This is a genomic window from Bacteroides zhangwenhongii (assembly GCF_009193325.2).
Lineage (GTDB): Bacteria > Bacteroidota > Bacteroidia > Bacteroidales > Bacteroidaceae > Bacteroides > Bacteroides zhangwenhongii.
The window spans coordinates 4,041,877-4,055,027 of the sequence record NZ_CP059856.1; the positions used below are offsets into that span (position 1 = coordinate 4,041,877).

Annotated in this window: 13 protein-coding genes; 10 read left to right on the forward strand and 3 right to left on the reverse strand. The window is 46.9% G+C overall.

Going from position 1 to position 13,151, the window contains the following annotated elements:
- Positions 1-45: 45 nt before the first annotated feature.
- Positions 46-1,449 carry a D-alanyl-D-alanine carboxypeptidase/D-alanyl-D-alanine endopeptidase gene (gene dacB, locus GD630_RS16050; protein ID WP_143867264.1) on the forward strand — a complete coding sequence of 468 codons (1,404 nt, stop codon included), beginning with the start codon at positions 46-48 and terminating at the stop codon, positions 1,447-1,449.
- A gap of 227 nt (positions 1,450-1,676) precedes the next feature.
- On the opposite strand, the gene GD630_RS16055 is transcribed toward dacB, so the two are convergent.
- Together GD630_RS16055 and GD630_RS16060 are read right to left on the reverse strand one after the other, a co-directional pair.
- The gene (locus GD630_RS16055) at positions 1,677-3,176 is read right to left on the reverse strand and encodes an acetyl-CoA hydrolase/transferase family protein (protein ID WP_143867262.1); all 1,500 of its coding nucleotides are present in this window, start codon (positions 3,174-3,176) and stop codon (positions 1,677-1,679) included.
- 54 nt (positions 3,177-3,230) lie between these two features.
- Entirely contained in the window at positions 3,231-3,605 is a 375-nt protein-coding gene (locus GD630_RS16060) for a ferrichrome ABC transporter substrate-binding protein (RefSeq protein WP_143867259.1), read from the reverse strand.
- 335 nt (positions 3,606-3,940) lie between these two features.
- Between GD630_RS16060 and miaB the strand changes: the two genes are divergently transcribed.
- From miaB to folK, 8 genes are all read left to right on the forward strand, one after another.
- Positions 3,941-5,323: a tRNA (N6-isopentenyl adenosine(37)-C2)-methylthiotransferase MiaB gene (gene miaB / locus GD630_RS16065; protein WP_017142689.1), complete on the forward strand. Its 1,383-nt coding sequence runs from the start codon at positions 3,941-3,943 to the stop codon at positions 5,321-5,323.
- A gap of 814 nt (positions 5,324-6,137) precedes the next feature.
- Positions 6,138-7,037, forward strand: a complete 900-nt coding sequence (locus tag GD630_RS16070) for a class I SAM-dependent methyltransferase (protein ID WP_143867256.1) — start codon at positions 6,138-6,140, stop codon at positions 7,035-7,037.
- 3 nt (positions 7,038-7,040) lie between these two features.
- Complete coding sequence (locus GD630_RS16075; RefSeq protein WP_143867252.1) at positions 7,041-7,922, forward strand: cell division protein FtsX; 882 nt, start codon at positions 7,041-7,043, stop codon at positions 7,920-7,922.
- A gap of 95 nt (positions 7,923-8,017) precedes the next feature.
- On the forward strand, positions 8,018-8,260 hold the full coding sequence (locus GD630_RS16080; RefSeq protein ID WP_007757194.1) for a DUF3098 domain-containing protein: 243 nt from the start codon (positions 8,018-8,020) through the stop codon (positions 8,258-8,260).
- Between the two features lie 2 nt (positions 8,261-8,262).
- Positions 8,263-9,117 carry an undecaprenyl-diphosphate phosphatase gene (locus GD630_RS16085; RefSeq protein WP_143867248.1) on the forward strand — a complete coding sequence of 285 codons (855 nt, stop codon included), beginning with the start codon at positions 8,263-8,265 and terminating at the stop codon, positions 9,115-9,117.
- Positions 9,118-9,168: 51 nt separating this feature from the next.
- On the forward strand, positions 9,169-9,891 hold the full coding sequence (gene truB, locus GD630_RS16090; protein WP_143867246.1) for a tRNA pseudouridine(55) synthase TruB: 723 nt from the start codon (positions 9,169-9,171) through the stop codon (positions 9,889-9,891).
- A gap of 17 nt (positions 9,892-9,908) precedes the next feature.
- The gene (gene queA / locus GD630_RS16095) at positions 9,909-10,967 is read left to right on the forward strand and encodes a tRNA preQ1(34) S-adenosylmethionine ribosyltransferase-isomerase QueA (RefSeq protein ID WP_007762712.1); all 1,059 of its coding nucleotides are present in this window, start codon (positions 9,909-9,911) and stop codon (positions 10,965-10,967) included.
- Positions 10,967-11,452 carry a 2-amino-4-hydroxy-6-hydroxymethyldihydropteridine diphosphokinase gene (gene folK, locus GD630_RS16100; protein WP_143867243.1) on the forward strand — a complete coding sequence of 162 codons (486 nt, stop codon included), beginning with the start codon at positions 10,967-10,969 and terminating at the stop codon, positions 11,450-11,452. Before queA ends, folK begins: the two co-directional genes overlap by 1 nt.
- Here folK and GD630_RS16105 read toward each other — a convergent pair.
- Positions 11,427-11,615 carry a hypothetical protein gene (locus GD630_RS16105; protein WP_007757207.1) on the reverse strand — a complete coding sequence of 63 codons (189 nt, stop codon included), beginning with the start codon at positions 11,613-11,615 and terminating at the stop codon, positions 11,427-11,429. The genes folK and GD630_RS16105 overlap by 26 nt on opposite strands.
- 230 nt (positions 11,616-11,845) lie before the next feature.
- On the opposite strand from GD630_RS16105, the gene metK reads away from it, so the two are divergent.
- Complete coding sequence (gene metK, locus GD630_RS16110) at positions 11,846-13,138, forward strand: methionine adenosyltransferase (RefSeq protein WP_007762720.1); 1,293 nt, start codon at positions 11,846-11,848, stop codon at positions 13,136-13,138.
- Positions 13,139-13,151: the final 13 nt, after the last annotated feature.

A 13,151-nucleotide genomic window follows, 5' to 3' on the forward strand; every position in this document is an offset into this window, starting at 1 on the left:
GGTAAAGGATATGTGATAAATGTAAGACAGTATAGACAGTGTAGTATGAAGAATATTATTTTATCAGTTCTTTTTTCTTTCTGTTTTCTTCCCCTATGGGGACAAAAGGACTTCTCCCAAATAGATTCGCTTATCAAGCAACTGCTTCCCGAATCATCCGAAGTCGGCATATCCGTCTACGACCTGACGGCTAAGAAACCACTTTATGACTATCGTGCGGAGAAGCTGTCTCGTCCCGCCTCTACCATGAAACTGCTGACTGCCATTACCGCCCTCTCCCGTCCCGAAGCCGATGAGCCTTTCCGTACGGAAGTGTGGCACGACGGAGTGATAGAACATGATACATTGCAGGGAAACCTGTATGTGGTGGGTGGGTTCGATCCGGAGTTTGACAGCCAGGCAATGGATTCGTTGGTTAAGAAAGTGATCAGTTACCCGTTTTCTGTGATTAACGGGCAAGTGTATGGGGATATTTCGATGAAAGATTCCCTTTACTGGGGGCATGGATGGGCATGGGATGATACTCCGGCAGGTTATCAGCCCTATCTCTCTCCGTTGATGTTCTGCAAGGGAACGGTGCGGATATCGGTAGTTCCCTCTACCGTGCAGGGGGATACGGCAAGCGTCTCCTGCCAGCCCGTGTCTTCTTATTATACTTTGACAAACCGGACGAGAACACGCGCTTCCTCCGCCGGAAAGTTCTCTTTTACCAGAGATTGGCTGACGAGCGGGAATAATCTAACTGTTTCGGGCAATGTCGCTTCGATCAGAAAAGATGATATCAATATTTATGACTCTCCCCGTTTTTTCATGCACACCTTTCTTGAACGTCTTCGGGGAGAAGGAATCGCCGTTCCTCCGTCGTATGATTTCGCCGAGTTGCCCCGTGACAGCGTGAAAGTGGAGCAGATGGCGTGCTGGAATACTTCCGTGCAGAAAGTGTTGAACCAGTTGATGAAAGAGAGTGATAACCTGAATGCGGAAGCCTTGCTTTGCCGTTTGGGCGCGCAGGCTACGGGAAAGAAACAGGTGGCGGCCGAAGACGGGATTGTCGAGATTATGAAACTCATCCGTCGGCTGGGGCACGACCCGAAAGACTATAAGATTGCGGATGGCTGTGGACTGTCCAATTATAACTACCTCTCTCCCGCCCTATTGGTCGATTTCTTGAAATATGCCTATTCGCGGACGGATATTTTTCAGAAGTTATACAAGTCTCTTCCCGTTGGCGGGGTAGACGGTACGTTAAAAAACAGAATGAAGAGTGCGCCTGTATTTCGGAACGTTCATGCCAAGACAGGATCGTTTACAGCGATAAATACGCTTGCGGGCTATCTGCGTATGAAGAACGGGCACGAAGTGGCATTCGCCATCATGAACCAGAATGTACTTTCGGCTGCTAAGGCAAGAGCTTTTCAGGATAAAGTCTGCGCTTTCCTCTCTTTATAAGGTCTATGGAATGAGGTGTTTGAAACTGTATGGCGATCCTGTACGGATGTATTTGGCTGAAGGTTTCCTTGCTAAGCGTTGATATATCTTTTCGCTGAGTTGGATATTTATGTACTTCGTCCGAAGTACAATTGTATTCTCTAATAAACAAAAATAACCGGATTTTGTTTACCAGAGAATACAATTATATCTATTTGGCCCAGAATACTGTAAATCCTATATTCTATTTATTTTGCGTATTCAGCCCAGTTCGTATTCTTCATATCACCGCTCTTAGCCAGTTCCGTGTGCATTCCGAGTGCAGCTTGGATGGCGTGTGGAGTCTGGGCTTTGCCGCCGGCCAGTTTGAGATAATCCCAAAGCAACTGTTTGTAGTCGGGATGCGCACAATTCTCGATGATAGCCTGCGCACGTTCTTTCGGACTCTTGCCACGAAGGTCGGCAACACCCTGTTCGGTGATGATGATATTTACAGAATGCTCGCTGTGGTCGAGGTGAGACACCATCGGGACGATAGCGCTGATCTTGCCTTCCTTAGCCACAGACGGACAAGTGAAGATAGAGATATAAGCGTTGCGGGTAAAGTCGCCCGAGCCGCCGATACCGTTCATCATCTTCGTGCCACCGATGTGGGTAGAGTTCACGTTACCGTAAATATCCGCCTCGATAGCCGTATTGATGGAAATTACACCGAGACGGCGAACCACTTCGGGGCTGTTTGATATTTCCGACGGACGGAGCACCAGCTTGTCGCGGAAGAAATCCATATCGTTGTAAATACCTTCAAGGCAGTCGTTAGTGACAGTCAGTGAGCAGGCGCTGCCGAACTTGATACGTCCTTCGCGGATCAGACCGATCACGGAGTTCTGAATCACCTCAGTGTACATTTCGAAAGGGGGAATTGTTTTGTCGCGTCCCAATGCGCCGAGTACGGCGTTAGCGATGTTTCCCACGCCCGACTGCAACGGAAGGAATGTAGCCGGAATGATACCGCGTTTCATATCCGCAGCAAGGAAGTCGGCCACGTTCTGCCCGATTTTGTCGGTCAGCGGATCGGCAGCGGCGAAAGAACGGGCTTCGTCCGGCCAGTTGGTTTCCACCACACCGACAATCTTTTTCGGATCTACCTGCACGTACGGCAGTCCGATGCGGTCACTCGGCTTGTAGATCGGAATCTCGCGACGATAAGGAGGATCCAGAGGTTCGTATACGTCGTGCAGTCCCATACCGGATTTACTGTGCGCACTGTTCAGCTCGATAATAATCCGGTCTGCCAGGCGACAGATGGTCGGGGCGATACCGCCGGCGGCAGTCAGGTAGATCTTTCCGTCCGGAGTCACCTCGCAAGCTTCGATGATGGCAACGTTCACTTTGCCCATGAATCCGTAGCGCACCTCCTGCGCCATCTGTGAAAGATGTATGTCGTTGTAGGCAATTTCTCCGTTGTTCACAGCCTTGCGGAAATCGGCGTTGGTAGTGTAAGGAGCGCGGTAACGGATGGCTTTGGCACGTGATAGTATGCCGTCACAAGATTCTCCGGTAGATGCACCTGTAAAAATTCCTACTTGAAACGGGTTTCCTTTCGCGTGTTCCGCTTCAGCGATTTTTGCGAGTTCGGCTGTGACAGCCTTGGCCGTTCCGGCGGGAGTAAATCCGCTAAGGCCGATGTTGTAGCCATGTTTGATCAGGCTTGCAGCTTCCGCTGCCGAGATACGATTTAGTGGCATAAATAGTACAATTTCGTGTTAAAATACAGTTGATATTTCAGGGTTAATTATCGCTTAATATTTTCGTTGAAGAATTTCTCCCCAAATAATGGCGCGTCGGGCTTCTTCCGCCGAGCGGATTGCGAAATCCTGTTCGTTGCCGGGCGACGACTCGTCGGGAGCGTTGTATTGGGAGTTTTGCCGGATATTGCGTTTGTCTTGTGCGGCGCTGTTCGCTATGGAGGCGGCTACGGATATTTCTTCCCGTTTCTTTTTCCGTTTGGGGTTACTCCACGCTTCGGGCATAGGAACTGCGTCCGGTTTTATTTCGTCGGACGATGGCATAGGGGAAACGGGGCGTTTGCCGGGCTTTTTATTCTTATTCACCTCTTTAAATATTCCCACAAGAATGACGCCTGCTATCAAGAGAAATTTTAAGAAATCTTCCATTGTGTTTCACTGCTATTTAGTTATCTGCCAAAGTTACGTATTAAATCTGATTCAGGATAACTTTTCAGTATGAAAAAAGGGCAGCTTCACAGCTCCCCTTAATTTTTTTAACCTAAACCTTAACTATGAAAAAATCTAATGTTTCTTTCATTGCACAAATGTGAAAAATAAAATTAAAATTGCCAAGAATACTGCCGGAAAATGTTTATTCCATTAACATTAATTACAAGTTATGTGACTTAATCGTAAGTTTTGGTGTTATTTTCGCGCTGATTTGTATCTTATTAAAAGCGAAGCCGTATCTTTGCAGCCGAATTTTTAATTTAGATTTGAGTATGAACGAATTAACGGGAGCGGACTTTAAATCCGCAACTGCTGATGACAGCAAAAAGCTGTTTATCGAGACTTACGGCTGCCAGATGAATGTGGCCGACAGCGAGGTGATTGCCTCAGTGATGCAAATGGCCGGTTACTCTGTGGCGGAAACGCTTGAGGAGGCCGATGCCGTGTTTATGAACACTTGTTCTATCCGTGACAATGCGGAGCAGAAAATCCTGAACCGTCTGGAGTTCTTCCATTCGTTGAAGAAAAAGAAAAAACACTTGATTGTGGGCGTACTGGGATGTATGGCCGAGCGGGTGAAGGACGATCTGATAACGAATCATCACGTAGACCTCGTGGTGGGGCCGGACGCTTATCTGACATTGCCCGATCTGATTGCCGCCGTAGAAGCCGGAGAGAAGGCGATCAATGTGGAACTTTCCACTACCGAGACTTATCGGGATGTGATTCCGTCGCGTATCTGCGGCAACCATATTTCCGGATTCGTGTCCATCATGCGCGGTTGCAACAACTTCTGTACCTACTGTATCGTGCCCTATACTCGCGGGCGCGAGCGTAGCCGTGATGTAGAGAGTATCCTGAACGAAGTGGCTGACCTGGTGGCGAAAGGTTATAAGGAGGTGACATTGCTGGGGCAGAACGTCAACTCCTACCGTTTTGAGAAACCGACGGGCGAGACAGTCACTTTCCCGATGTTGCTGCGTACTGTGGCGGAGGCGGCTCCGGGTGTACGTATCCGTTTCACGACCTCCCATCCGAAGGATATGAGCGACGAAACGCTTGAAGTAATCGCACAGGTTCCCAATGTGTGCAAGCATATCCACTTGCCTGTGCAGAGCGGTAGTTCCCGCATTCTGAAGCTGATGAACCGCAAGTATACCCGCGAATGGTATCTGGACCGGGTGGCGGCTATCAAACGTATCATCCCCGACTGTGGACTGACAACGGATATTTTCTCCGGTTTTCATTCCGAGACGGAGGAAGATCACGCCATGTCGCTCTCTTTGATGGAAGAGTGCGGATACGATGCGGCTTTCATGTTTAAATATTCTGAACGTCCGGGGACGTATGCCTCGAAACATCTTGAAGACAATGTGCCCGAAGAGGTGAAAGTGCGTCGCCTCAACGAGATTATCGCCTTGCAGAACCGTCTGTCCGCCGAGTCCAACCAGCGTTGTATCGGAAAGACGTACGAAGTCCTTGTGGAAGGAGTCTCCAAGCGCTCGCGTGACCAGTTGTTCGGCCGTACGGAACAGAACCGTGTCGTAGTGTTCGATCGGGGCACACATCGTGTCGGCGACTTCGTGAACGTACGTATCACGGAAGCTAGTTCGGCTACACTGAAAGGAGTGTGTTGCAACGCTGACCTCTCATAGAGTTTTAAAATTCTCTTTTTATTATCACTTGTCACTTTTCAGACTTAATTCTCTGATAATCAAATGCAATTTAGTGACAATAGCCAGTGATAATAAGGTGATAATAGAAAGCTTCGTCTTTCCTATTATCACCTTATTTATTACTACTATGCAATTTATATATCTGATTACTAATAGCTTGGTTTATAATCTGACCATTAATTTCTTTATATTAAGAATGCCCTTTTTGACCGTAAGATTGCGTTTTCGCAGTGTTTTCCTTCCGGTAAAGTTGTTGTTGGACGGCTATGTTCTCTGCATATGGTGTGGGAATTAAAACAAAACCCGGTAGGCTTAACATACAACAAGGCACTACTAATATGTTTTGTAGGCACTACGTTCCCGTTTCACGTATGTGAAGCATTCGGATGACGTACGTAGACTTTCCGGTTCTCGCAGGTGAACCGAATGGTTCATGTACGTCAAACGAATACTAATTGCCGGAAAAATACATTAAACAAGGCGCATGATTATATTAAGTAAGCCGCATAAACAATTTAATAATGCGGCTTATATCTGACTAGGAAAGTATGTCAACCGATAAACAACCGCAGGAGGATTAGTATTTACTGGTATACTTCTTTCTCCCAACAGGCTGCTTTATCATTTTATCTCTCAAGATTTAGCAAAATCATGCAGGGTTTATATTTCTGATTTCTATTAAAAGTCCTTAACGAAAGCCCAATCCATCACATTTTATTTGTTTCTTTGCACCAAATTAGGGTATAGTGTTGCTTCTTGCATTGAGGCAGCACTTAATTTTGTTTTAGGATTAATGGAGAAACTCAGTATAAATGCTTGTCCGGTGTGTGGCTGTACGCACTTGAAACGCGTCATGACTTGTACGGATTTTTATGCTTCGGGCGAACAGTTTGAGCTGTATTCGTGTGACGATTGCAGCTTTACGTTCACGCAAGGAGTTCCGGTAGAAGCAGAGATAGGCAAGTATTATGAGACTCCCGATTACATCTCCCACACTGATACGCGCAAGGGCGCGATGAATAATATCTATCATTACGTACGTTCCTATATGCTGGGCCGCAAAGCGCGTCTGGTAGCCAGAGAAGCGCATCGCAAGACGGGACGTTTGCTCGATATAGGTACGGGAACCGGTTACTTTGCCGATACGATGGTACGTCGTGGTTGGAAAGTGGAGGCGATAGAGAAAAGTCCGCAGGCACGTGAATTTGCAAAAGCGCATTTCAATCTGGACGTAAAGCCGGAGCCGGCACTGAAAGAGTTTGCTCCCGATAGCTTTGATGTCATTACCCTTTGGCACGTGATGGAGCATTTGGAACATCTCAGTGAGGTGTGGGAACGACTCCGTGAGATGCTGACGGAAAAAGGAGTATTGATTGTGGCAGTGCCCAACTGTTCTTCGTACGACGCCAAGCGTTATGGCGAATATTGGGCGGCATACGACGTTCCCCGTCACCTTTGGCATTTTACTCCGGGCACTATACAGCAGTTGGCTTCCCGTCACGGTTTTATTATGGCAGCACGCCATCCGATGCCGTTCGATGCGTTTTACGTATCTATGCTGAGCGAGAAACATCGTGGCAGTTCGTGTAGTTTCCTGAAAGGGATGTATGCAGGCGCGCTGGCTTGGTTCAACGCTTTGGGACGAAAGGAACGAAGCAGTTCTATGATTTACGTATTCCGAAAAAAGAGATAACGCATGGGAAATAAAAACAAGTATAAGTCAGGTTCGATTTTCGACATGCAGTTCATTACGTCGAGTATCAGTACGACACTGGTGTTGCTGTTGCTGGGACTGGTCGTCTTTTTCGTGTTGACGGCACACAATCTTTCCGTCTATGTTCGTGAGAATATCAGTTTCTCTATTCTTATCAGTGACGATATGAAGGAGGCCGACATACTGAAACTTCAGAAGAAGCTGAACGGCGAATCTTTCGTGAAAGAGTCCGAATACATCTCTAAGAAGCAGGCTTTGAAAGAGCAGACGGAGGCGATGGGTACTGACCCCGAAGAGTTTCTGGGTTATAATCCTTTCACCGCTTCTATCGAAATCAAGCTCCATTCCGAGTATGCGAATTCCGACAGTATCGCGAAGATAGAGAAGAAAATCAAGAGGAATACCAACATACAGGATGTGCTCTATCGGAAGGAGCTGATTGACGCAGTGAATGACAATATACGGAATATCAGCCTGGTGCTGCTGGCGTTGGCAGTAGTGCTCACCTTTATTTCTTTTGCATTGATAAACAATACGATAAGGCTGGCCATTTACTCCAAGCGGTTCCTCATTCACACCATGAAACTGGTAGGTGCGAGTTGGGGATTTATTCGTGGCCCATTCCTCCGGAAGAATGTGTGGAGCGGAGTGTTGGCGGCGGTTGTGGCAGATACGGTATTGATGGGAACTGCTTATTGGGCGGTGACATACGAGCCGGAGCTGCTCCAGGTCATCACGCCCGAGGTGATGTTGATTGTATGTGCAAGCGTATTGGTGTTTGGAATTGTGATTACATGGCTCTGCGCCTATGTGTCAATCAATAAATATCTGAGAATGAGGGCGAACAGCCTGTACTATATTTAGCGGATAATGAGTGATAAGTAATAAGTTGAGGTAGTGAGACACGTCGTTTGCGACTTTAATTTATAATTTTTAATTTATAATTTTTAATTGAAACTATGTCTGACAAGCAGAAATTTGCCTTTGATAAAGTGAACTTTATCTTGCTAGCAATAGGAATGGCGATTGTTATCATCGGGTTCCTGCTGATGGCGGGACCTTCGTCGTCCGAAACAGCCTTTGAACCGGATATTTTCAGTGTACGTAGAATAAAAATAGCGCCTGCTGTTTGCCTGTTTGGCTTCTTGTCTATGATATACGCTGTGTTACGCAAACCTAAAACTCAAAAGACAGAGAAATAAAGATGGGGGATCTGACTACATTTGAAACAATTATCATCGCTATTGTGGAGGGATTGACGGAGTTTCTTCCGGTTTCTTCTACGGGACACATGATTATAACACAAAACATACTGGGAGTAGAGAGTACGGAATTCGTGAAGGCTTTCACAGTTATTATTCAGTTTGGCGCGATTCTTTCGGTTGTCTGCCTTTATTGGAAACGGTTCTTCCGGTTGAACAACACTCCGGTGCCTGCCGGTACTTCCTGGCTGAAGCGTTTGCTGCATCGGTTCGATTTCTATTGGAAGCTGTTGGTCGCTTTTATCCCTGCGGCTATATTGGGCTTCTTATTCAGTGATAAGATAGATGAATTGTTGGAGAGTGTGACGGTGGTGGCCGTTATGCTGGTGATTGGCGGAGTGTTCATGTTGTTTTGCGACAGAATATTCACGAAAGGAAGTGAAGATACGGTGCTGACAGAGAAGAAAGCATTCAATATCGGCTTGTTTCAGTGTATTGCCATGATACCGGGCGTTTCGCGTTCGATGGCTACCATTGTGGGCGGTATGGCGCAGAAACTGACACGTAAGGAAGCAGCCGAGTTTTCGTTTTTCCTGGCGGTGCCGACGATGTTTGCGGCAACCGGATATAAGGTGCTGAAACTCTTTCTGGATGGAGGGACTGAAGTACTGATGAATAATATGCCGGCACTTATCATTGGTAATGTAGTGGCTTTTATCGTCGCTTTGCTTGCTATAAAGTTCTTTATAAACTTCGTGACCAAATATGGCTTTAAGGCATTCGGCTGGTACCGGATTATCGTGGGTGGAGCTATTCTGGTGATGTTGTTGATGGGATATAATCTGCAAATAGGCTGATGGGCTTTGGATGAGTTGTAACAGAAGCGGATGAGTTATAAATAAAGGCTGATGAATTTTAAAAAAGGAGAAGTACTGTTTTTTAATAAACCTCTCGGGTGGACTTCATTTAAAGTAGTGGGACATGCCCGCTATCATATCTGTCGCCGGATAGGAGTGAAAAAACTGAAAGTCGGGCACGCCGGTACGCTGGATCCTCTTGCAACGGGGGTGATGATAGTATGTACGGGTAAGGCCACGAAGAGGATAGAAGAGTTTCAATATCATACGAAGGAGTATATCGCCACGCTCCGGCTGGGGGCTACTACGCCGTCGTACGATCTGGAACACGAGATAGATGCCACCTACCCTACCGGACATATCACGCGGGAGATGGTGGAAGAAGTGTTGACACATTTTATAGGTACGATAGAACAGGTTCCCCCTGCCTTCTCCGCCTGCATGGTGGATGGAAAACGTGCTTATGAGTTGGCACGGAAAGGCGAGGAAGTCGAACTAAAGGCGAAGCAGCTTGTTATCGACGAGATTGAATTGCTGGAATGCTGTCTGGAGACACCGGAGCCGATGATTCGGATTCGTGTGGTATGCAGCAAGGGAACGTATATCCGTGCGTTGGCACGCGACATTGGCGAAGCACTCCACAGCGGAGCGCATCTGACGGGATTGATTCGTACACGTGTGGGCGATGTCCGTCTGGAAGACTGTCTGGACCCTGAACACTTTAAAGAGTGGATAGACCGGCAGGAAATAGAAAATGAGGAAGAAAATAATTAACGTAATAAGGAATAGATATGAAATTATCACAATTCAAATTTAAGTTACCCGAAGACAAGATCGCGTTGCACCCGACGAAGTATAGGGATGAATCGCGTTTGATGGTATTGCATCGTAATACAGGTAAGATTGAGCACAAGATGTTCAAGGAAGTTCTGGAGTATTTTGATGATAAGGATGTGTTTATATTCAACGATACAAAGGTATTTCCGGCTCGTTTGTATGGTAACAAGGAGAAGACTGGTGCCCGTATCGAAGTGTTCTTGTTGCGTGAGTTGAATGAGGAACTACGCCTGTGGGACGTGTTGGTGGATCCGGCCCGTAAAATCCGTATCGGTAATAAGCTGTATTTCGGACCGGACGATTCGATGGTGGCTGAGGTGATTGACAATACTACTTCGCGTGGCCGTACGCTCCGTTTCCTTTATGACGGACCTCATGACGAGTTCAAGAAAGCTTTATATGAATTGGGCGAGACTCCCCTGCCCCATACGATTATCAACCGTCCGGTAGAGCCGGAAGATGCGGAGCGTTTCCAGTCTATCTTTGCGAAGAACGAAGGTGCGGTGACTGCCCCGACTGCCAGCCTGCATTTCAGCCGTGAGTTGATGAAGCGTTTGGAGATCAAAGGAGTGGACTTTGCTTACATCACTCTGCACGCCGGTTTGGGCAACTTCCGCGATATCGATGTGGAAGACCTAACAAAGCATAAGATGGATTCGGAACAGATGTTTGTGGATGAAGCGGCTGTGAAGACTGTCAACCGTGCGAAAGATAATGGAAAGAATGTGTGTGCGGTAGGTACGACAGTGATGCGCGCGATTGAAAGTGCGGTCAGCACGGACGGACATCTGAAGGAATTTGAGGGTTGGACTAATAAGTTTATCTTCCCTCCGTATGAATTCACCGTAGCCAATTCAATGATTTCCAACTTCCATATGCCGCTTTCTACCTTGCTGATGATTGTAGCTGCCTTTGGCGGTTATGAACAGGTGATGGATGCTTATCATGTAGCGCTGAAAGAAGGTTACCGCTTCGGTACGTATGGAGATGCAATGCTGATTCTGGATAAATAATGGCGAAAGTGTATGTAGGACTCGGCACTAACTTGGGAGATAAAGAACAGAATCTTAAGGTTGCCGTGCAAAAAATAGAAGAGCAGATAGGGAAAGTCGTTTCCCTGTCTGCTTTTTACATAACTGCCCCTTGGGGCTTTACCTCTGAGAATAGTTTCCTGAATGCGGCGGCTTGTGTGGAAACGGAACTGTCTCCTTTGGATGTGTTGCAGAAAACGCAGTCGATTGAACGCGAATTGGGACGCACGAAGAAGTCGGTCAATGGCGCTTATAGCGACCGCCTGATTGATATTGACCTGTTGCTTTATGAGGATCTGATTCTCTCTGCAGTCACTCCGTCCGGGGCGGAATTGAATCTCCCCCACCCGCTGATGACGGAACGTGACTTCGTGATGAAACCGTTGGTGGAAATAGCTCCGGAACTGGTACATCCGGTATTGGGGAAGACGATGCGGGAACTTATTTCTTCTTTTTCTCCGCAATAAATACCGGCAAATAGGCAATGCAGCCTATCAATATTGCATACAGCAGATGAATCTCCTGGAACGGTCTGTCAATGAAATGGCAGACAATGGCATAGATGGCAATCGTAAAGCCTATATAAAGCGCCAGGACTAAGAGCGTTTTTAATTTCTTATTTAGAATCATTTTAAATCTATTTATGTGTTAAATACGGGTCAAAGATACTCATTATCTCCGAAATCTCTTTATCTTTGCACCCGAAATGAAAGTGTGGACAGATTTGAGTAGCTTGCAACCACGGAAAAAAATGCTAAAACACGTCTTACCGACGCTTTGCGGTTTAATCCTTGCAGCACTCACCTCTCCTGCTCTCTCTCATTTTTTAATTTTCAATTTTTAATTCTTAATTTAAAAAGATGGGATACTTATTTACATCCGAATCGGTGTCAGAAGGACACCCCGACAAGGTAGCCGATCAGATATCGGATGCCGTGCTTGACAAACTGTTGGCTTACGACCCCAGTTCGAAAGTAGCTTGCGAAACACTAGTGACTACCGGACAAGTGGTGCTAGCGGGTGAAGTGAAAACAAAAGCGTACGTTGATCTCCAGCTCATCGCACGTGAGGTAATTAAGAAAATCGGCTATACCAAAGGAGAGTACATGTTCGAAAGTAACTCTTGCGGTGTGCTTTCCGCCATTCATGAGCAGAGCCCCGATATCAACCGTGGTGTGGAACGTCAGGATCCGATGGAACAGGGTGCGGGCGACCAGGGTATGATGTTCGGTTATGCTACCAATGAAACGGAAAACTATATGCCGCTTTCTCTTGATCTGGCACACCGCATTCTGCAAGTGCTGGCTGATATCCGTCGTGAAGGAAAGGTGATGACTTACCTTCGTCCCGATGCAAAAAGCCAGGTGACTATCGAATATGACGACAACGGAACTCCTGTTCGTATTGATACAATTGTTGTTTCTACGCAGCACGATGACTTTATCCAGCCGGAAGATGATTCGCAGGCTGCCCAGCTGAAGGCTGACGAAGAGATGTTGTCTATCATCCGTCGTGATGTGATCGAGATTCTGATGCCTCGTGTGATTGCTTCCATTCATCATGATAAGGTGTTGGCGCTGTTCAATGATAAAATTATCTATCATGTCAATCCTACCGGAAAGTTTGTAATCGGTGGTCCTCACGGAGATACCGGTTTGACAGGACGTAAGATTATCGTTGATACGTATGGCGGTAAAGGTGCTCACGGTGGTGGCGCTTTCTCAGGAAAAGACCCTAGCAAGGTGGACCGCAGCGCAGCTTATGCGGCGCGTCATATCGCTAAGAATATGGTTGCGGCAGGGGTAGCGGATGAAATGCTCGTACAGGTGAGTTATGCTATCGGCGTGGCTCGTCCGATCAATATTTTTGTAGATACTTACGGCCGTTCTCACGTGAACATGACCGACGGTGAGATTGCCCGTGTGATCGACCAACTGTTCGACCTTCGCCCGAAGGCTATCGAGGAGCGCCTGAAACTTCGTAATCCTATTTATCAGGAAACGGCTGCATACGGTCACATGGGGCGCGAACCGCAGGTGGTAACGAAGAAGTTCTTCTCCCGCTATGAAGGAGACAAGACGGTAGACGTTGAACTCTTTACATGGGAGAAACTCGACTATGTAGATAAAATTAAAGCCGCTTTCGGTCTGTAAATAGTCTGAAACC